Source organism: Streptomyces sp. NPDC002779 (assembly GCF_042888685.1).
Taxonomy (GTDB): Bacteria; Actinomycetota; Actinomycetes; order Streptomycetales; family Streptomycetaceae; genus Streptomyces.
The window spans coordinates 30,721-49,108 of sequence record NZ_JBIAQC010000015.1; the positions used below are offsets into that span (position 1 = coordinate 30,721).

Genomic DNA, 18,388 nt, shown 5'->3' on the forward strand with positions numbered 1-18,388 from the left:
AGCCAACTCCTTCATGGTTTCCGTGACTGACCCCGTGGGAGGACGGGGCGGTGTACTGACACCACTCCGCGTTAACAGCACGTGAACGAGCCGCGCCCGCCGCACACGGATTGGCTCAATCTGTACGACTTCCAAGAGCACTGAGACGAAGAAGAGAGCCGGTCATGGACTTCCTTCGCCCCGCCAGCTGGGAGGAGGCGCTCGCCGCGAAGGCAGCGCACCCCACCGCTGTGCCGATTGCGGGTGGCACCGATGTGATGGTCGAGATCAACTTCGACCACCGCCGGCCCGAGTACCTCCTCGACCTCACTCGCATCGGCGACCTCTACGAATGGGAGGTCGGCGAGGAGAGCGTACGGCTCGGCGCCTCCGTCCCGTACACGAGGATCATGGAGAACCTCCGCGCCGAGCTGCCGGGTCTCGCCCTCGCCTCGCACACGGTCGCCTCCCCGCAGATCCGCAACCGCGGCGGCGTCGGCGGCAACCTCGGCACCGCCTCCCCGGCCGGCGACGCCCACCCCGCGCTCCTCGCGGCGGGCGCCGAGGTCGAGGTCGAGTCGGTGCGCGGAAGCCGCCGGATCCCGATCGACGCGTTCTACACCGGAGTGAAGCGCAACGCGCTCGCGCCGGACGAGCTGATCCGCGCGGTGCACATCCAGAAGGCGGACGGGCCCCAGCAGTACTCCAAGGTGGGCACGCGCAACGCCATGGTCATCGCGGTGTGCGCCTTCGGGCTCGCGCTGCACCCGCGGACGCGGACCGTCCGGACCGGCATCGGCTCGGCCGCGCCCACGCCGGTGCGGGCCAAGGCCGCCGAGGAGTTCCTGAACGCCGCGCTGGAAGAGGGCGGCTTCTGGGACAACGGCAAGATCATCACCCCGTCGGTCGCCAAGCAGTTCGCGGACCTGTGCGCCGCCGCCTGCAACCCGATCGACGACGTCCGGGGCACGGCGAGCTACCGCCGCCACGCGGTCGGCATCATGGCCCGCCGCACGCTGACCTGGACCTGGGAGTCCTACCGCGGCACCGCCGCCCGCACGGAGGGAGTCGCCTGATGCGTGTCAACTTCACTGTCAACGGACGTCCGCAGGAAGCCGACGACGTGTGGGAGGGCGAGTCCCTGCTCTACGTCCTGCGCGAGCGGCTGGGCCTGCCCGGTTCCAAGAACGCCTGTGAGCAGGGCGAGTGCGGCTCCTGCACGGTCCGCCTGGACGGCGTCCCGGTGTGTGCGTGTCTGGTCGCCGCCGGTCAGGCCGAGGGCCGGGAGGTCGTGACCGTCGAGGGGCTCGCGGACTTCGCCAAGCAGCGCGCCGAGCACGGCGGCTGCGCCACCGGTGCCTGTGGCACCTCGGTCGACGAGGCCAAGGGCTGGCAGGCCAAGGGCCAGGACTCGCACACCGGCGAGGGCACCGAACTCTCCCCGATCCAGCAGGCGTTCATCGACGCCGGCGCCGTCCAGTGCGGCTTCTGCACCCCGGGTCTGCTGGTCGCGGCCGACGAGATGCTGGAGCGCAACCCCAACCCGAGCGACGCGGACATCCGTGAGGCGCTCTCGGGCAACCTGTGCCGCTGCACGGGCTACGAGAAGATCATGGACGCGGTCCGCCTCGCGGCCGCCCGGCAGGGAGAGGCGGTCTGACGATGCCCAGCAACGGCGCTCCCCTTGGTGCTCCCACCAAGGTCACCCAGGGCTCCCCGACCAAGGGCGGCATCGGCGAGTCCACGCTCCGCCCGGACGGCACCCTCAAGGTCACCGGCGAGTTCGCGTACTCGTCCGACATGTGGCACGAGGACATGCTCTGGGGCCAGATCCTGCGCTCCACGGTCGCCCACGCCGAGATCGTGTCCATCGACACGAGCCAGGCCCTCGCCATGCCGGGCGTGTACGCCGTCATGACCTACGACGACCTGCCGACCGACGTGAAGAACTACGGCCTGGAGATCCAGGACACCCCGGTCCTCGCCCACGGCAAGGTGCGTCACCACGGCGAGCCGGTGGCGATCGTCGCCGCCGACCACCCGGAGACCGCGCGCCGCGCCGCCGCGAAGATCCACGTCGAGTACCGCGACCTGCCGGTCATCACCGACGAGGCCTCCGCGACCGCGCCGGACGCGATCCTGGTCCACGAGGGCCGCGACGACCACCACAGCGGCCATGTCCCGCACCCGAACATCGTGCACCGCCAGCCGATCGTCCGCGGCAACGCCGACGAGGCCGCGAAGCGGGCCGATGTCATCGTCCGGGGCGAGTACACCTTCGGCATGCAGGACCAGGCCTTCCTCGGCCCCGAGTCCGGTCTCGCGGTGCCGGAGGAGGACGGCGGCGTCCACCTCTACATCGCCACCCAGTGGCTCCACTCCGACCTGCGCCAGATCGCCCCCGTCCTCGGCCTGCCCGAGGAGAAGGTGCGGATGACGCTGGCCGGCGTCGGCGGCGCGTTCGGCGGGCGTGAGGACCTGTCGATGCAGATCCACGCCTGTCTGCTGGCGCTGCGCACCGGCAAGCCGGTCAAGATCGTCTACAACCGCTTCGAGTCCTTCTTCGGGCACGTCCACCGCCACCCGGCGAAGCTCAGCTACGAGCACGGCGCCACCAAGGACGGCAAGCTCACGCACATGAAGTGCCGGATCGTCCTGGACGGCGGCGCCTACGCGTCGGCCTCCCCGGCGGTCGTCGGCAACGCCTCCTCCCTGTCCGTCGGCCCGTACGTGATCGACGACGTGGACATCGAGGCCGTCGCCCTCTACACCAACAACCCGCCCTGCGGCGCCATGCGCGGCTTCGGCGCGGTCCAGGCGTGCTTCGCCTACGAGGCGCAGATGGACAAGCTGGCGGCGAAGCTCGGCATGGACCCGGTGGAGTTCCGGCAGCTCAACGCCATGGAGCAGGGCACGCTCATGCCGACGGGCCAGCCCGTCGACTCCCCGGCCCCGGTCGCCGAACTGCTGCGCCGCGTCAAGGCGATGCCCATGCCGCCGGAACGCCAGTGGGAGTCCAGCGAAGGCGCGGACGTACGGCAGCTGCCGGGCGGCCTGTCCAACACCACGCACGGCGAAGGCGTCGTCCGCGGTGTCGGCTACGCGGTCGGCATCAAGAACGTCGGCTTCTCCGAGGGCTTCGACGACTACTCCACCGCCAAGGTGCGCATGGAGGTCGTGGGCGGCGAGCCGGTCGCGACCGTGCACACCGCGATGGCGGAGGTCGGCCAGGGCGGAGTCACCGTCCACGCACAGATCGCCCGCACCGAACTGGGCGTCACCCAGGTCACCATCCACCCCGCCGACACCCAGGTGGGCAGCGCCGGTTCGACCTCCGCGTCGCGTCAGACGTACGTCACCGGCGGCGCCGTGAAGAACTCCTGCGAGCTCGTCCGGGAGAAGGTCCTGCAGATCGGGCGCCGCAAGTTCGGCTCCTACCACCCCGCCTGGGCCACCGCCGAGCTGCTGCTGGAGGGCGGCAAGGTCGTCACCGACGGCGGCGAGGTCCTCGCCGACCTGGCGGACGTCCTCGAAGGGGAGTCCGTCGAGGTGGAGGCCGAGTGGCGGCACCGTCCGACCGAGCCCTTCGACCTGCGCACCGGCCAGGGCAACGGCCACGTCCAGTACTCCTTCGCCGCGCACCGCGCGGTCGTCGAGGTGGACACCGAGCTGGGCCTGGTCAAGGTGATCGAGCTGGCCTGCGCCCAGGACGTCGGCAAGGCCCTCAACCCGCTGTCCGTCCTCGGCCAGATCCAGGGCGGCACGCTGCAGGGCATGGGCATCGCGGTGATGGAGGAGATCGTCGTCGATCCCGTCACCGCGAAGGTCAGGAACCCGTCCTTCACGGACTACCTGCTCCCCACGATCCTCGACACGCCGATCATCCCGGTCGATGTGCTCGAACTCGCCGACGACCACGCCCCGTACGGGCTGCGCGGCATCGGCGAGGCCCCCACCCTGTCGTCCACGCCGGCCGTGCTCGCGGCCATCCGCGCGGCGACCGGGCTGGAGCTCAACCGCACGCCGGTCCGTCCGGAGCACCTCACCGGTACGGCGTAGGCACACACCGCAAGTCTCTCCGGGCGGCGCCGGGAACGTCACACTTCGCCGCGCCGCCCGGAGTACCCAGATCGTTCGTCTCGGGCCGTCCCCCGGGTCGTGCGGCCGAAGCACCTTCCCAAATCCCGCAGCCGCAGAGGCGGTTGTCGATGCGGGTGCCCCTTTGAACCTTGGGAGTAGGCCCACATGACCCAGCAGTCACTGGAGCCGAAGACCGTTGCCGACGACGCGGGTGAAGGCACCCTCGTCCCGGCCGGACGGTCTTGGCTCGACCGGTACTTTCACATATCCAGGAGAGGCTCCTCGGTCGCGCGCGAAGTGCGCGGCGGCGTCACGACCTTCATGGCGATGGCGTACATCCTGCTGCTCAACCCCCTGATCCTGTCCGGCAAGGACGCGGCGGGGAACACCCTCGGGCAGCAGGCCCTGATCACCGCCACCGCGTTCGCGGCGGCCCTCACCACGCTGCTGATGGGCTTCTTCGGCAAGGTGCCGCTGGCCCTGGCCGCCGGCCTCTCCGTCTCCGGTGTCCTCGCCTCGCAGGTCGCCCCGGAGATGACCTGGCCGCAGGCCATGGGCATGTGCGTGATGTACGGCGTGGTCATCATGCTGCTGGTCGTCACCGGTCTGCGCGAGATGATCATGAACGCGATCCCGCTGGCGCTCAAGCACGCGATCACCATGGGCATCGGCCTGTTCATCGCCCTGATCGGCTTCTACAAGGCCGGCTTCGTGCACCAGGGCGAGGCCACCCCGGTCGCCCTCGGCCCGACCGGCGAACTGGCCGGCTGGCCCGTGCTGCTGTTCGCCGTCACCCTGCTCGGCATCTTCATGCTCCAGGCCCGGGGCGTCCCCGGCGCGATCCTGATCGGCATCCTCGGCGGCACGGTCCTGGCCGTCGCCCTCAACGCGTTCGGCGTCATCGATCCCAAGCAGTGGGCGAGCGGCGCTCCCGAACTCCGGGGCAGCGCGGTCTCCATGCCGGACTTCTCCCTCTTCGGTGACGTCGAGTTCGGCGGCTGGGGCGAGGTCGGCGCGATGACGGTCGGCATGATCGTGTTCACGCTGGTGCTCGCCGGGTTCTTCGACGCGATGGCCACCATCATCGGCGTCGGCACCGAGGCCAAGCTCGCCGACGACAAGGGCCGGATGCCGGGCCTGTCCAAGGCGCTGTTCATCGACGGCGCGGGCGGCGCGATCGGCGGCGTCTCCGGCGCCTCCGGCCAGACCGTCTTCGTGGAGTCGGCGACCGGCGTCGGCGAGGGCGCCCGCACCGGCCTGTCCTCGGTCGTCACCGGCCTGTTCTTCGCCGCCTGTCTGTTCTTCACCCCGCTCACGGCGATCGTGCCCGGGGAGGTCGCGGCCGCCGCCCTGGTCGTCATCGGCGCCATGATGATGATGAACGCCCGGCACGTGGACTGGAGCGACCGCGCCACCGCGATCCCGGTCTTCCTGACCGTCGTGATCATGCCGTTCACCTACTCCATCACCGCGGGTGTCGCCGCCGGCGTCATCTCGTACGTCGCGATCAAGACCGCTCAGGGCAAGGTCCGGGAGATCGGGGTGTTCATGTGGGCCCTGACGGTGATCTTCCTGGTGTTCTTCGCCCTCAACCCGATCGAAAGCTGGCTCGGCGTCCACTAGCCGGGAGCCCTCCACACCACCCCCTCAAGGAGACCGAGAGATGCTGGACATCGCCGAAGAGCTGCACCGGTGGGTCGAGCAGGGCCGTGACTTCGCCGTGGCGACCGTGGTCGCGGTCGGCGGCAGCGCGCCCCGCCAGCCCGGCGCCGCGCTCGCGGTGGACACCGACGGCACGGCGATCGGCTCGGTCTCGGGTGGCTGTGTGGAGGGCGCCGTCTACGAACTGTGCCGGCAGGCGCTCCAGGACGGGGACACCGTCCTCGAGCGCTTCGGCTACAGCGACGAGGACGCCTTCGCCGTGGGCCTGACCTGCGGCGGCGTCATCGACATCCTGGTCACCCCGGTACGGGCCGCCGATCCGGCCCGCCCGGTGATCGGCGCGGCGCTGGCCGCCGCCGCCCGCGGTGAGGCGGCGGCCGTGGCCCGGATCGTCTCGGGCCCTACGGAACTGATGGGCCGGGCCCTGCTGGTCCGGCCCGGCGGCTCCCCCGAGGGCGGCTTCGGCGCCCATCCCGGACTGGACCGCACCGTGGCCGCCGAGGCGGGCGCCTACCTGGACGCCGGCCGCACCGGCACACTGGAGATCGGAGAGCAGGGCTCTCGGTGCGGAGCACCGCTCACGGTGCTGGTGGAGTCCTCGGTCCCACCGCCCCGGATGATCGTCTTCGGGGCGATCGACTTCGCCTCGGCGCTGGTGCGGATCGGCAAGTTCCTGGGCTACCACGTGACGGTGTGCGACGCCCGGCCCGTCTTCGCGACGCCGGCCCGCTTCCCCGAGGCCGACGAGATCGTCGTCGAGTGGCCGCACCAGTACCTGGAACGCACCCGGGTCGACGCACGCACGGTCCTGTGCGTGCTCACCCACGACGCCAAGTTCGACGTCCCCCTGCTCCGGCTCGCCCTGCGCCTGCCGGTCGCCTACGTCGGCGCGATGGGCTCGCGCCGCACCCACCTCGAACGCAACGAACGGCTGCGCGAGGTCGGCGTCACCGACATGGAGCTGGCCCGCCTGCGGTCCCCGATCGGCCTCGACCTCGGCGCCCGTACGCCCGAGGAGACCGCCCTGTCGATCGCCGCCGAGATCGTCGCGAACCGGCGGGGCGGCAGCGGGGCCTCACTGACCGGCGCCCACACGCCCATCCATCACGACACGGCCTCGGCCCCGGCCCGGCGCATCGGCTCGGTGGCCTGAGCCAGGTCCCGGCGGACGGCCGGCTGGTCCGGCCAGGCGAATGCGTAGTCCGGGGCACCGCCCCGGCTCAGCCGTACCCAGCGCAGCAGTTCCCGCGCGATGCCCGCGGTGCCCATCGCCCAGCCGGTCTCCGGCTCCAGCGCGCTCGGCGTGGCCCGGTGCTCCACGTTCGACCAGTGGGCGCCGTCCGGGCCCCGGGTCGCGCGCGCGGCGAGATCCGCGACCAGGAGGCCGGCGAAGTCCGGGGAGTCGCCCTGCTCGGCGATCCGGTCGCAGGCCAGCGCCAGGACCCCCGCGGTGCCGCAGCAGCGGCCGTTGTTGTCCCAGAAGCCGGGGCCGACCCGCGCGGGCAGCCCCGAGCGGGTGACGGTGTGCCAGCAGCGGTCGGCCAGCACCGACCAGGCGGAGTCGTCGAAGGCGTCCCGCAGCAGCCGGAACGCCTGGGCGTCCCCGGCCGGACCGTGGCACCAGCCGTAGCTGTACCGGGCCGCCCGCTCTCCGCCGTGCCGCGGGTCGGAGTGCGGGACCAGGAAGCCGTCGGGCCCCGCCTCGTCCCGGGAGACGACGTCCGCGGCACCTGCCAGCGCCAGTTCGGTGAGGTCCGTGCGGCCGGCGGCCGCCCCGATCGCGGCCGGTGCGAGGGCGATGCCGAGCGTGCCGTGCGAGATGTGGTGCATCCGCCCCGGCACACCGGGCCGGAACGCCCACCGCACCCCGGCCGCGGTCCGCTCCGTCGTGTCGAGATACGGCTCCACGGCCCGTACGGCGAACTCCGGGTCCCCGAGCGCCAGCGCGCCGAGGCCGATCCCGGCGTTGCCGCCCATCAGCTCGAACAGCTCCCCCCAGCGCGTCCCGTCGAAGCGGGCCCGCACCAGCGCCATGGCCCGGTCCGCGGCGGCAGCGGCGGCTCGCTCGCCCAGGTCGTCGGCGACCGCCCGCAGCGCGAGCGCCATGCCGGTGAGCCCGAAGTACAGGGAGCAGTCCTCCGTCTCCTCGACGGCCGCGGCCAGGCCCCGGGCGGCGCGCACGGCGGCGTCGGCACAGGCGTCGTCGCCGAAGTGCCGCCAGGCCTCCAGCAGGACGGGGACGATGCCGGCGGTGCCGTTGTAGAACATCGGGTCCGGCGCCTCGTCGGACGGCCGCACCGGCCAGCCGAGGCCGCCGTCGCCCACCTCCCGGGCCTGTGCGAGCAGCCCGCGCAGCGCGTCCGCCACGAGCTCCTCGACCTCGTCAACTGCCGGTCCCGCGGCTCCATTTGAGATCATGACGCCCAGTCTGTCAGGCAGGTCTCAAGCGCCGCGCAGCAGGCGGTTCGCCGCCCGCCCGAACATCCACCGCGCCGCCGCCCGCAGCGGGGGGTCGAAGAGCCCGGGAAGCGGCCGGACCCGCAGCTCCTCGCGCCACACCACCCGGGCCCGTCCGCCGGGGCCCGGGCGCACCTCGATCTCCGCCCAGCCCAGCACCACCCGGCCCCGCTTCTCCAGCCGGCACAGTCCGGGCGAGTCCTCGGCCGGCGGCCGCCACACGGTGACCTCCATCCGGTCGTCCACGGCGAGCGGGCCGAGGCCCGAGCGCGCCACGAACACCGTGCCCTCCCGGTTGGGCCCGGGGGTGACCACGGTGACGCGGGTCAGCGGGACCACCTCCCCGTGGCGGGGCCACTCGGTGAGGCGGCGCCAGGCCTCGTCGGGGGAGAGCGGCGCCGTGCGTTCCAGCTGAAAGTTGACCACCGCCCGATTTTAGATTCAGCGGTAGACCTTGCCGGGTTCGGCCTTTCCGGGCGCCAGCAGCTGCGGCACGGTCACGAACACGTACCCCTGCTCCTTGAGGTCCTTGATGATCCCGGGCACCGCGGGCACCGTGCCCGCGTAGATGTCGTGCAGCAGGATGATCCCGTCCCGGGACGACTGGTCGAGGACCCGCTCGTGGATCAGGGCCGAGTCATTGGTCTTGTAGTCCTTCGCGGTCACGCTCCACAGCACTTCCGCGAGCCCCAGCTCCCGGCAGATCTCGTGCACGGTGTCGTTCGTGCGGCCCTGCGGCGGGCGCATCAGGGTCGGGCGCTGCCCGGTCAGGCGCTCTATCTCCTCGTTCGGGCGCTCCAGTTCCTCGCGTATCTCGTCCGGTTCCAGGTCGGTGAGGATCTTGTGGTCCCAGGTGTGGCTGGCCACCTCGTGACCCTCGGCCGCCATCCGTTTCACGAGCCGCGGGTACTTCTCGATGTGCCGCTCGCCGAGCAGGAAGAAGGTCGCCGGGACCCGCTCCTCCTTCAGGATGTCCAGCAGGCGTGGCGAGTTCTCGCTGGGTCCGGCGTCGAAGGTCAGCGCGATGCACTTGACCTCCTCGCAGTCGACGGTCCCGGCCCGGGCCCGGACGGCGGTGGCATCGGCGCGGACGTCGGCCGGTGAGGTGGTCTCCAGACGGGTGCAGCCGGTCAGCGTGACGACGGCGGACAGCATCGTGGCGGCGAGGAACGCGGCCCCCGTTTTCTTCATCTTCTTGGTCGGAGAAGGCATGCCGAGACTATACGTCGCGTGTATACACGTGATGTATAGTGCGTCGATGCTGCCCCCGCGCGGGAAAGGGCGCCTCAGCGAGCCCCGGTGGCCGGCGCCCGCAGGAGCGTCCGGCTCGCCTCCCGGTGCTCGGCCGCCCCCGCCGGGTCGGTAGCGTCGAGCACGGCCGCGATGCCTTCGTGGGCCAGGACTTCCTGGTGGCGGTTGCCCAGCCGCGCGCCCAGGTCCAGGGCCTGCCGGTGCAGGCGCAGGGCCTCTTCGTCCAGCCCCGCCAGACGACAGGTCTCGGCGTAGCCGTTGAGGAAGTGGATCTTCCAGTGCTCCTCGAACAGCTCGTCGAGCAGGGCGAACGCCGCCCGGTGGCCGGCCAGCGCCTCGTCGTACCGGCCCATCTGGCGCAGGGCCACGCCCAGGCAGTTCAGACACCAGGCCTGGTTGTGCAGATGCCCGTCCTCACGCGCCGACTCCAGCGCCCGGCGCAGCTCCCGCGCCGCCTCGTCCGGGGCCTCCCGGGCCAGCGCCACCCCGAGCGTGATCCGGGCCGTCAGCGCGGGCGGCCACGCCGCGTCGGTGTGCGGGACGTCCAGCACCTCGCGGGCCAGCCGCGCCGCCTCCTCGCGATGGCCCAGCTGCAGCAGCGCCCAGGCCTCCGCGGCGGCGGCGTGCGCCGCACCCTCGGGGCAGCCGGCGTCCGCGTACGACGTCGCCGCCCGCCGGAACAGCTCCAGCGGCTCCTCGACCTGCCCGGCGTCCCAGCCGAGATAGCCGCGGCGCAGCGTCAGTTCCGCCGCCACCCGGGCGTCCCCCGCCCCGGGCACCAGCAGCCCGGCCGCCTCGTACGCCTCGGCCGCCTCCGCCGTCCGGCCCGCGTTGTAGCGCGCGAAGCCCAGATCGCTGTACGCCTCCGCCAGCCGCAGCGGTTCCCCCAGCCGCTCGGCGGCGGCCAGCGACCGCTCGAACAGGACGTTGAGGTGGGTCGTGCCGCAGCGCCGCGCGAAGTACGCCCGCAGGAAGCGCGGCAGTTCGCACACATGGACGTCGGACCCGACGGCCGCCGCCGTCTCGAACGCGGCGATCAGGTTGCCGTACTCCGCGACGAGCCAGCCCATGGCCGCGTTCTTGTCCGCGAACCGGGGCAGTTCCGCCGGGGCCGGTCCCGCCGCGACCGGACGGGCGGGGGACACGAACGGCATCGCGGCGTCGGCGGCGGCCGCCGCGTGGACGTAGTAGTCCAGCACCCGCACCAGGGCGCGCTCCCGCTCGGCCGCCGGGTCCGCTCGCGCCGAGGCCCGGCGGGCGTGCTGGTGCACCAGGTCGTGCAGACGGTAGCCGCCCGGCGTCGGCTGCTGGACCAGGTGCGCGTCGACCAGGTCCTCCAGCATCGCCCGCGCCGCGCGCACCGGGACGTCCGCCAGCGCCGCCGCAAGGTACTCGTCGAAGGACGCCCCGGGCAGCAGCCCCAGCATCCGGAACAGCCGGGCGTGCGGCCGCTCCAACTGCCGTACCGACATGGCGAACGCGGCGTCGAACTCGTCCGTGCCCTCGGCCAGCCGCTCGGCCAGGATGCCCACGGTCCAGCCCGGCCGGTGCCGCAGCCGTGCCCCGGCCAGCCGCAGGGCCAGCGGCAGCCGCCCGCACAGCCGCAGCACCTCGGCGGTGGACTCCGGATCACGGGCCAGCCTGCCCCCGGGGCCGCCCGGGTCGCCGCCGGCCCGGGCCAGCAGCTCCAGGCTCTCCTCGGGGCTGAGGACGTCGAGCGAGACCGGGGGCACCTCGTCCAGGCCGAGCAGCCGGTTGCGGCTGGTGATCAGGGCGACGGACTCCCCGGCGCCGGGCAGCAGCGGACGGACCTGCTCGGCGTCGGCGGCGTTGTCGAGGACCACGACCGCGCGCCGTCCGGCCAGCTCCGCCCGCCAGCAGGCGGCCAGTTGCTCCAGACCCTCCTGCGGAACCCGCTCGGAGGGGACGTCCAGCGCCCCGAGCAGCATCCGCAGCGCCGAGTCGGGGTCGAGCGGGGGCCGGCCCTCGGTGAACCCGTGCAGGTCGACGTAGAGCTGGGCGTCCGGGAAGCCCGCGGCCAGCCGGTGCGCCGCGTGCACCGCGAGGGAGGTCTTGCCGACGCCCGCCATGCCGTCGACGCAGACCGCCCGGTGGCTGTCCACCGCCGCGAGCACGGCGGCCAGCGCCTCCTCGCGCCCGGTGAAGTCGGCCACGTCGCGCGGCAGTGTGTTGCGGGGCGCGGGCCTCACCTGGCGGCTGCTCCTCGGCGGCGCCGGCAGCGGGTGCGCGGTCCGCTCCCACAGCGGGCGCAGCGGCCGCGGGTCGCGCTTGACGAGGCGGCACAGGGCGACGACGGCGGGCCAGGGCGGCGGCGTACGGCCGTTGAGGTACCGCGACAGCGACGAGGAGCTCAGTCCGGCGTCGCGGGCGAGCGCCCGTACGCCGAGCCCGGAGAGCTCCTGGAGCATGCGCAGCCGGGCCGCCAGCTCCTCCTGCGGATCCGCTGTGGACGCGTCCATCCCTGTTCCCCCGTCTGTCCGTCCCACCGTGCGAGAAGTCTTCTCACCCCGTTCGCCGCAGGTCAAGGCCCGTTCCGCTGTCCCACGCCGTCCCACCGTCATGGCCCGGCGGCGCGGGCCGGGCTGTCATGGAGTCACGCCCCGACGGAACGGGGCACCGAACCGGAAGCGAAGGAGAGCCCCGTGCGGTCCCGCATGCGGAACCCCGCCGTCGTCCTGTCCGGCGCGGCAGCCCCCCTCCAGGAGCTCCTGACGACCGTGCGCTCGGCCGGCCTGGACCCCCGGACGCTGGAACTGGTGCGCCTGAGGATCAGCCAGATCAACGGGTGCGCCGCCGACGTGGACGACGGGACCCGGACGGCCCGCGAGGCCGGAGTGAGCGACGAACGGCTGCTCGCCCTCACCGCCTGGCGGGACACCCCGCACTTCACCCCGGCGCAGCGGGCGGCCCTGGACCTGGCCGAGTCCGCCACCCGGCTGGCCGACCGCCCCGACGCGGTCAGCGACGAGGTGTGGGACCGGGCCGCCACCCACTACGACGAGACCCAGCTCGCCGCGCTGGTCCTGCTGACCGGCGTCACCAACCTGCTCAACCGGCTCGGCGCCACCACCCGCCAGAGCTCCACCACCTGACGAACTCACGTGTAAGGAACCAGTCATGACGAAGGCACAGCAGTCCACCAAGAGCACCGAGAACACCGCGTCCGAGCAGTGGACGGACGAGGAGCGCGCCGCGATGAAGGAGCGCGCCAAGGAGGTCAAGGCGTCCGCCCGCCGCGGATCGAAGGCCGACAAGGCGGCCCAGGACGAGGCCGCCGTACTCGCGAAGATCGCCGAGATGCAGGAGTCGGACCGGGTCATGGCCGAGCGCATCCACGCCGTCGTCACGACGAGCGCCCCGGAGCTGGCACCGAAGCTCTGGTACGGCATGCCCGCCTACGCCAGGGACGGCAAGGTCGTCTGCTTCTTCCAGAGCGCGCAGAAGTTCAACGCCCGGTACGCCACCCTCGGTTTCAACGACACCGCGAACCTCGACGAGGACACCATGTGGCCGACCGCCTTCGCCCTCACCCGGCTCACGGCGGCGGACGAGACGCGGATCGGGGAGCTGGTGGCGAGGGCCGTCAAGTAGCCGGGGGGCGCGTGTCACGAGCACGGGGCTGGGACAACCAACTGTGGCGGCTCGGCGACGATCTCGCCGTCCGGTTGCCCTGGGCGACACCGTCCGCGGACGCGCTGCTGCGCAAGGAGTACGCGTGGCTTCCCGTCCTCGCCCCGGACCTGCCGCTGCCGGTGCCCGTGCCGCAGCGGCTGGGCGAGCCCTCCGAGCGGTTCCCGCGGCCCTGGACCGTCACCACCTGGGTGCCGGGCGCGCCCGCCGACCGGGCTCCCGCCGTGCGCGCCGGGGAGGCGGCCGACGCCCTGGCCGCCTTCCTGGCGGCCCTGCACCGGCCCGCCCCCGAAGGGGCGCCCGCCGGCCGGGACCGCGGGGGCCCGCTCGCCGACTACGCGGAACCGTTCGCGCGGGGACTCGCCTCGGCCACCGAACTGGGCCTGCTGCCCGACCCGGACGCCGTGCGCGCGGTCTGGGAGGACGCCGTCACCGCGCCCGCGTGGACGGGCCCGGCGCTGTGGCTCCACGGCGACCTGCACCCGGCCAACGTCCTCACCGCGGACGGCACGTTCTGCGGCGTGATCGACTTCGGCGACCTCTTCGCGGGGGATCCGGCCTGCGACCTGGCCGCCGCGTGGATCCTGCTGCCGGACGGCGCCGCCGACCGCTTCCACGCCGCCTACCGGCCCACCGCGGACCCCGCGACACGACGTCGGGCGCGCGGCTGGGCGGTGCTGAAGGCGTTCGCCTGCCTCTTCATCGCGGAGGCGGGGATCCACGGCCGGCCGGGCGGCAAGCCCACCTGGGGCCCGCCGGCCCGGGCCGCGCTGCGCCGCCTCACCTCGACGGTCCAGGGCTCCGGTTCCCCGGGCGGGTCCGGCTGACCCGATGCCTGCATGGTCCCCGGGTCACCCGGTGGCGCCGGCGACCCAGCGCAGTACGGCGGTCGTCACCTCGTCGCCGAGGGTGCTGATGGTGTCGATGGCGTGCTGGTCGTCGGGGACCGGCGCGATGCCGCGGACGGTGAGCGCGGCGTACAGGTCCAGGCGCCGGTGGTCGGCGGCGCTGAGCGGAAGGTTCAGGCGCTGGGCCGGGTCGGGGGGCGGCAGCGGGTAGTCGCCGCCGGTGTCGAGATCGCAGGGGGAGGCGTACTGGTCGCACATGGGCCACACCTCCTGGAACGGGACGAGTGTGTCGCCGTATGAGCTCACCGCTGGTCTCCCTCGCTCGGGGCGTCTGTCACCCGGTGAAGTCGCGGGGCGGGGCACTCCGGTTGCGGCACCCGGCGACGATCCCCCGAATGCCGCAATCAGTAGGGCTGTGGGAGCAGAGGGGCGCGCGGCTGCATATATCTGCCCTCGGGGCGCTCCGGCGCTCGCCCCATACGGCGAATTGAGCCGCTTCCTCCTGGCCACAGGTCGCCGATCCGGCTGCACTGGGTCCTCCACCGATCACGCTGACCGGAATGGCCGCGAGCCGTTCGACGCTCCGGACTTCGCCGCCCGCATTCCCTGCGCGTCGTCCCGGACATCGGCACCCCCAAGGAGGCTGTGATGGCACTCGCACACTGGACGAGGTCGATGGAGTGGCTGGCTGCGGCGGCGGAGGACCCCCGCGCCTGCAAGGAGGAGTGGCAGAACGGCCCCTCCGGGATCGCGCTGCTGGCCGCCGGCCGGTTCTGGGACGTCCTGGTCGTCCCCAAGGAGTTGGGTCTGCGCGTCGCCGGAATCCTCGACGAACTGCCGCTGATCCAGCCCGGACCGTGCCTGCTGGACGCCCGTACCCATCACGTGGGATTCCTCCTGCCCCCGGACCCCCAGGCGGTGTGGGTCGGCACCGGTCTGCGCTACCTGGGCAGAGGCGCGTGGATCGCCGCTCCCGCACCCCACTGCCGCTGGGGCGCCGTGCGCTGGCTGTGCCCGCCCGACGGCACCGGCACGCTGATCATGCCCGACGTCCTGGAGGTGGTCCTGCAGCGCTCCGCGAGCGAGATCTCCCTCCTCCAGGGCCGGTGAACACGGGCCTGGCCAGGGGCAGCGAGAAGCGGATCGACAGCCGAGGGCCTCCTTGCCGGCCGTCAGGTTCTTAGAGCCAGTCGCGCCGCTTGAAAATCACGTACAGACTGACGCAGACCACCCCCATCAAGCCGATGGCGAAGGGATACCCGAACAGCCAGTGCAGCTCCGGCATGTGGTCGAAGTTCATGCCGTAGATCGTCCCGACCAGCGTCGGCGCGAACAGGATCGCCGCCCAGGACGAGATCTTCTTGATCTCCTCGTTCTGTTCGAAACCGGCCTCCGCCAACGCCCGCATCTCCGCGTTCTGTTGCTGGGTGACCAGGGTCGCGTTCACCGTGAGGATGTCGGTCAGGGCCTGACGGAAGCCGTCCACGCGCTCGCTGGTGTGCGTGACGTGGTCGGCGACGTCCCGGAGATACGTCTGCAGGTCCTCGTCCGTGCCGTACTTCGCGAAGCCCGCCATCAGACCGTGCAGCATGCCGACCAGGGGGCGGGTGGCGCGCTGGAACTCCACCATCTCGCGGGAGAGTTCATAGATGCGGCGGGAGACCTCCGGGTCGCCGCGGAAGACCTCCGTCTCGATCTCGTCGATGTCGTTCTGCACGCCCGCGACGACCGGCGCGTACCCGTCGACCACGGCGTCGAGGATCGCGTACAGCACCGCCTCCGGGCCCCGCTTCAGCAGCTCCGGGGTCTCCTCCATCCGGCGCCTGACCGCCGACAGATCGGGCGCCGCGCCATGGCGGACCGTGATCACGAAGTCGGGGCCGACGAACACGTGCAGCTCACCGAAGTCGACCTCCTCCACCGCGTCGAGATAGCGGGCCGCGCGCAGGACGACGAAGAGCGTCTCGCCGTAGCGCTCCAGCTTCGGCCGCTGATGGGCCTCCATCGCGTCCTCGACGGACAGCGGGTGCAGATCGAACTCGGCGGCCAGGGACAGCAGTTCGGACTCGGTCGGGCGGGCCAGGCCGATCCAGGCCATGCCGCCGGACTGTTCGTGCAGCTCGCGGTAGGTGTCGGCGAGCGTGGCGGGAGAGGCCACGCGCACGCCGTCCCGGTACAGGACCGCCTGGACGATGCTCGCCGGTTCCGGTTCGGGGGCGGGCCCGGTTCGTTGCCGCGGGGGCCCCGGCGGGCCGGACTGCGGTGTCAGGGCGCGGCGCCAGACGGACTTCCGGTTGCGCTTCGACATCGTGGCTGCCCCTCGGCCGACGCCAGTGATCTCCGAGCAGGTTATACGCGGCACTTCGCAAGAGATCCACAGTTGCGGACCCGGGCTGTCCGCAAGTCCTACTAGCGTGCGGGTCATGACGAAGACGACGACCGCCCCGGGCCCCGTTCTCGGCACCCGCGCCCTCAACCGCGCGACCCTGGAACGGCAGTTGCTGCTGCGCCGCGCCCCGATGTCGGCGAAGGCGGCGGTGGAGCATCTGGTCGGCCTCCAGGCCCAGGAGGTCAAGCCGCCGTACTACGCGCTCGCCGCCCGCCTCGACGGCTTCCGGACCGAGGAGCCGGCCGGGCTGCTGGAGCGGCGGGAGGCGGTACGGATCGTCAGCATGCGCTCGACCATCCACCTGCACACCGCCGACGACAGCCTCGCGCTGCGCCCGCTGGTGCAGCCCGCCCGGGACCGGGAGATCAACATTTTCCGCAAGGGCCTCGTCGGCGTCGACCTGGACCGGCTCGCCGCCCTCGCCCGCGACCTCGTCGAAGAGACACCGCGCACCATGAAGCAGCTGCGCGAGGCGCTGGGCGCCGAATGGCCGGACGCCGATCCGGCGGCCCTCGCCATCGCCGCCCGCTGCAAACTGCCGCTGGTCCAGATCACCCCGCGCGGTGTGTGGGGAAAGAGCGCCCAGGTCTGCCTGACCACCGTCGAGCACTGGCTGGGCCGCCCCGTCGAGCCGCCCGCCTCCCCGGACGCCACCGTCCTGCGCTATCTGGCCGCCTTCGGGCCCGCCTCCGTGAAGGACCTGCAGACCTGGTGCGGTCTGACCCGGATGCGCCCCGTCTTCGAGCGGCTCCGCCCGGAACTGGTCACCTTCCGCGACGACAACGGCGTCGAGCTCTTCGACCTCCCCGACGCCCCGCGCCCCGACCCCGACACCCCGGCCCCGCCCCGCTTCCTGCCCGAGTTCGACAACCTCCTGCTCTCCCACGCCGACCGCACCCGGGTGATCCCGCCCGCGAACCGGGGCCGCACCTGGCAGGTGAACACCGTCTACTGCCCGTTCCTCGTCGACGGCTTCCTCGCGGGCGTCTGGCGGATCATCGACGACGCCCTCGTCATCGAGCCCTTCGACGACCTCACCAAAACCCAGCGCGCCGAGGTCCTGGCGGAGGGCGCGTACCTGCTGGACGTCATGCACCCGCAGTCGTCGTACGACATCCGCTTCGGGACCGTGCTGCCGTAGCCGGACATGGATCGGGGGGGGGGGGGGGGGGGGGGGGGGGGGGGGGCCGGCCCCCCCCCCCCCCCCCCCCCCCCCCCGCCCCCTGGCAGTGCACCTGAGGGGTACTCAGGAGTCGGTACGGGTCACGAGGCGACCTGCGCGGCCACCAGACCGGAGAAGGACGTCAGCCGGGTGTACACGCCCGGGTAGCCGGCCGCCGCGCAGCCCTCGCCCCAGGAGGTGATCCCCGCCAGGACGCCCCCGACCAGCAGCGGACCGCCGCTGTCGCCCTGGCAGGTGTCCACCCCGCCGGAGGTGTGACCGGCGCAGACCATGTCGGACGCGAGGTAGTCCGTGCCGTAGGAGCTCGCGCAGCCGGCGTCGGACACGATCGGCACGGTGGCCGTGCGCAGCTGGTTCGAGGAGCTGCCGCTCGCGGAAGTGGTGCCCCAGCCGAGGATGCGGGCGGTGGTGCCGGCCGCGTACACGCCCGTCTGCGCGGCGGAGACGTAGGGCGCCGGGGTGTACGGCATCGACGTCGACAGCGTCAGCACCGCCACGTCGTCGCCGTTGGTGGCGTCGGTGTAGCCCGGGTGGATCCAGATGCCGCTGACCCGGGCCACCGTGCCGTCGGTGCCGTTGCGGTAGGTGCGGCCGCCGACCACTCTGACGCTGCCGATGGACTCGCCGACCAGGCAGTGGGCCGCGGTGACGACCTTGGTGGCGGAGACGAGCGTGCCACCGCAGAACTGGTTCTGCGCGGAGTCCGTGATCTGCATCATGAACGGGTACGCGGTCGTGGTGGTCGTCGAACCGCCCACGATGGGCTGGGGAGCCGCGGCGGCGGTGGGGGCGACGCCGATCAGTGCGGTGGCCGCGGCGGCGGCGGTCGCCGCGAGCGCGGTGGCGGTCTTCTTGGCGCGGATGAGCCCGAGCATGAGTCTCCTCATT

At 72.7% G+C, this 18,388-nt stretch carries 17 protein-coding genes; 10 read left to right on the forward strand and 7 right to left on the reverse strand.

The genetic code is table 11. The features are described 5' to 3' along the window. The first annotated feature begins 164 nt into the window (after nucleotides 1-164). From ACFYW5_RS31370 to ACFYW5_RS31390, 5 genes are all read left to right on the forward strand, one after another. Nucleotides 165-1,055, forward strand: coding sequence for an FAD binding domain-containing protein (locus ACFYW5_RS31370; RefSeq protein ID WP_389420500.1), 891 nt, complete (start codon nucleotides 165-167; stop codon nucleotides 1,053-1,055). After that, nucleotides 1,055-1,639: a (2Fe-2S)-binding protein gene (locus ACFYW5_RS31375; RefSeq protein ID WP_389420501.1), complete on the forward strand. Its 585-nt coding sequence runs from the start codon at nucleotides 1,055-1,057 to the stop codon at nucleotides 1,637-1,639. Before ACFYW5_RS31370 ends, ACFYW5_RS31375 begins: the two co-directional genes overlap by 1 nt. 2 nt (nucleotides 1,640-1,641) lie before the next feature. Then, a complete protein-coding gene (locus tag ACFYW5_RS31380) occupies nucleotides 1,642-4,038 on the forward strand; it encodes a xanthine dehydrogenase family protein molybdopterin-binding subunit (RefSeq protein ID WP_389420502.1) in 2,397 nt (798 codons plus the stop codon). A gap of 186 nt (nucleotides 4,039-4,224) precedes the next feature. Then, entirely contained in the window at nucleotides 4,225-5,682 is a 1,458-nt protein-coding gene (locus tag ACFYW5_RS31385; protein ID WP_389420503.1) for an NCS2 family permease, read from the forward strand. A gap of 40 nt (nucleotides 5,683-5,722) precedes the next feature. Next, a complete protein-coding gene (locus ACFYW5_RS31390; RefSeq protein ID WP_389420504.1) occupies nucleotides 5,723-6,874 on the forward strand; it encodes an XdhC family protein in 1,152 nt (383 codons plus the stop codon). Here ACFYW5_RS31390 and ACFYW5_RS31395 read toward each other — a convergent pair. The 4 genes from ACFYW5_RS31395 to ACFYW5_RS31410 form a co-directional block, all read right to left on the reverse strand. Continuing rightward, nucleotides 6,826-8,139: a lanthionine synthetase LanC family protein gene (locus tag ACFYW5_RS31395; protein WP_389420505.1), complete on the reverse strand. Its 1,314-nt coding sequence runs from the start codon at nucleotides 8,137-8,139 to the stop codon at nucleotides 6,826-6,828. The two genes, ACFYW5_RS31390 and ACFYW5_RS31395, sit on opposite strands and share 49 nt — an antisense overlap. 24 nt (nucleotides 8,140-8,163) lie before the next feature. Then, complete coding sequence (locus ACFYW5_RS31400) at nucleotides 8,164-8,604, reverse strand: SRPBCC family protein (RefSeq protein ID WP_389420506.1); 441 nt, start codon at nucleotides 8,602-8,604, stop codon at nucleotides 8,164-8,166. Nucleotides 8,605-8,619: 15 nt separating this feature from the next. After that, on the reverse strand, nucleotides 8,620-9,390 hold the full coding sequence (locus ACFYW5_RS31405; protein ID WP_389420507.1) for a polysaccharide deacetylase family protein: 771 nt from the start codon (nucleotides 9,388-9,390) through the stop codon (nucleotides 8,620-8,622). A 74-nt stretch (nucleotides 9,391-9,464) separates the two neighbouring features. Continuing rightward, nucleotides 9,465-11,909, reverse strand: a complete 2,445-nt coding sequence (locus ACFYW5_RS31410) for an ATP-binding protein (protein ID WP_389420508.1) — start codon at nucleotides 11,907-11,909, stop codon at nucleotides 9,465-9,467. A gap of 183 nt (nucleotides 11,910-12,092) precedes the next feature. Here ACFYW5_RS31410 and ACFYW5_RS31415 point away from each other — a divergent pair, with 183 nt between their 5' ends. From ACFYW5_RS31415 to ACFYW5_RS31425, 3 genes are read left to right on the forward strand one after another with little or no spacing between them, the layout of a single operon-like run. Further along, nucleotides 12,093-12,542, forward strand: a complete 450-nt coding sequence (locus ACFYW5_RS31415) for a carboxymuconolactone decarboxylase family protein (RefSeq protein ID WP_389420509.1) — start codon at nucleotides 12,093-12,095, stop codon at nucleotides 12,540-12,542. A 25-nt stretch (nucleotides 12,543-12,567) separates the two neighbouring features. After that, nucleotides 12,568-13,041 (forward strand): iron chaperone, encoded by a 474-nt coding sequence (locus tag ACFYW5_RS31420; RefSeq protein ID WP_389420510.1) that lies wholly within the window; start codon nucleotides 12,568-12,570, stop codon nucleotides 13,039-13,041. Between the two features lie 11 nt (nucleotides 13,042-13,052). Next, nucleotides 13,053-13,907, forward strand: coding sequence for an aminoglycoside phosphotransferase family protein (locus tag ACFYW5_RS31425; protein WP_389420511.1), 855 nt, complete (start codon nucleotides 13,053-13,055; stop codon nucleotides 13,905-13,907). 24 nt (nucleotides 13,908-13,931) lie between these two features. Here the strand turns inward: ACFYW5_RS31425 and ACFYW5_RS31430 are convergent, their stop codons facing one another. Beyond that, nucleotides 13,932-14,234: a hypothetical protein gene (locus tag ACFYW5_RS31430; RefSeq protein ID WP_389420512.1), complete on the reverse strand. Its 303-nt coding sequence runs from the start codon at nucleotides 14,232-14,234 to the stop codon at nucleotides 13,932-13,934. 342 nt (nucleotides 14,235-14,576) lie between these two features. Here ACFYW5_RS31430 and ACFYW5_RS31435 point away from each other — a divergent pair, with 342 nt between their 5' ends. Continuing rightward, on the forward strand, nucleotides 14,577-15,038 hold the full coding sequence (locus ACFYW5_RS31435; RefSeq protein WP_389420513.1) for a hypothetical protein: 462 nt from the start codon (nucleotides 14,577-14,579) through the stop codon (nucleotides 15,036-15,038). 70 nt (nucleotides 15,039-15,108) lie between these two features. Here the strand turns inward: ACFYW5_RS31435 and ACFYW5_RS31440 are convergent, their stop codons facing one another. After that, the gene (locus ACFYW5_RS31440) at nucleotides 15,109-16,236 is read right to left on the reverse strand and encodes a magnesium and cobalt transport protein CorA (RefSeq protein ID WP_389420514.1); all 1,128 of its coding nucleotides are present in this window, start codon (nucleotides 16,234-16,236) and stop codon (nucleotides 15,109-15,111) included. Between the two features lie 115 nt (nucleotides 16,237-16,351). Here ACFYW5_RS31440 and ACFYW5_RS31445 point away from each other — a divergent pair, with 115 nt between their 5' ends. After that, nucleotides 16,352-17,458 (forward strand): winged helix DNA-binding domain-containing protein, encoded by a 1,107-nt coding sequence (locus ACFYW5_RS31445; protein WP_389420515.1) that lies wholly within the window; start codon nucleotides 16,352-16,354, stop codon nucleotides 17,456-17,458. Nucleotides 17,459-17,580: 122 nt separating this feature from the next. Here ACFYW5_RS31445 and ACFYW5_RS31450 read toward each other — a convergent pair whose 3' ends face one another. Further along, on the reverse strand, nucleotides 17,581-18,375 hold the full coding sequence (locus ACFYW5_RS31450; protein ID WP_389420516.1) for a S1 family peptidase: 795 nt from the start codon (nucleotides 18,373-18,375) through the stop codon (nucleotides 17,581-17,583). Nucleotides 18,376-18,388 lie beyond the last annotated feature (13 nt).

What these genes read in the sequence shown, in the direction of transcription:
- ACFYW5_RS31380 (WP_389420502.1), top strand. Translation starts at nt 1,642, where the DNA reads ATGCCCAGCAACGGCGCTCCCCTTGGTGCTCCCACCAAGGTCACCCAG.
- ACFYW5_RS31440 (WP_389420514.1), bottom strand. Translation starts at nt 16,236, where the DNA reads ATGTCGAAGCGCAACCGGAAGTCCGTCTGGCGCCGCGCCCTGACACCG.
- ACFYW5_RS31450 (WP_389420516.1), bottom strand. Translation starts at nt 18,375, where the DNA reads ATGCTCGGGCTCATCCGCGCCAAGAAGACCGCCACCGCGCTCGCGGCG.
- ACFYW5_RS31445 (WP_389420515.1), top strand. Translation starts at nt 16,352, where the DNA reads ATGACGAAGACGACGACCGCCCCGGGCCCCGTTCTCGGCACCCGCGCC.
- ACFYW5_RS31420 (WP_389420510.1), top strand. Translation starts at nt 12,568, where the DNA reads ATGACGAAGGCACAGCAGTCCACCAAGAGCACCGAGAACACCGCGTCC.
- ACFYW5_RS31375 (WP_389420501.1), top strand. Translation starts at nt 1,055, where the DNA reads ATGCGTGTCAACTTCACTGTCAACGGACGTCCGCAGGAAGCCGACGAC.
- ACFYW5_RS31370 (WP_389420500.1), top strand. Translation starts at nt 165, where the DNA reads ATGGACTTCCTTCGCCCCGCCAGCTGGGAGGAGGCGCTCGCCGCGAAG.
- ACFYW5_RS31395 (WP_389420505.1), bottom strand. Translation starts at nt 8,139, where the DNA reads ATGATCTCAAATGGAGCCGCGGGACCGGCAGTTGACGAGGTCGAGGAG.
- ACFYW5_RS31385 (WP_389420503.1), top strand. Translation starts at nt 4,225, where the DNA reads ATGACCCAGCAGTCACTGGAGCCGAAGACCGTTGCCGACGACGCGGGT.
- ACFYW5_RS31410 (WP_389420508.1), bottom strand. Translation starts at nt 11,909, where the DNA reads ATGGACGCGTCCACAGCGGATCCGCAGGAGGAGCTGGCGGCCCGGCTG.
- ACFYW5_RS31435 (WP_389420513.1), top strand. Translation starts at nt 14,577, where the DNA reads ATGGCACTCGCACACTGGACGAGGTCGATGGAGTGGCTGGCTGCGGCG.
- ACFYW5_RS31390 (WP_389420504.1), top strand. Translation starts at nt 5,723, where the DNA reads ATGCTGGACATCGCCGAAGAGCTGCACCGGTGGGTCGAGCAGGGCCGT.
- ACFYW5_RS31405 (WP_389420507.1), bottom strand. Translation starts at nt 9,390, where the DNA reads ATGCCTTCTCCGACCAAGAAGATGAAGAAAACGGGGGCCGCGTTCCTC.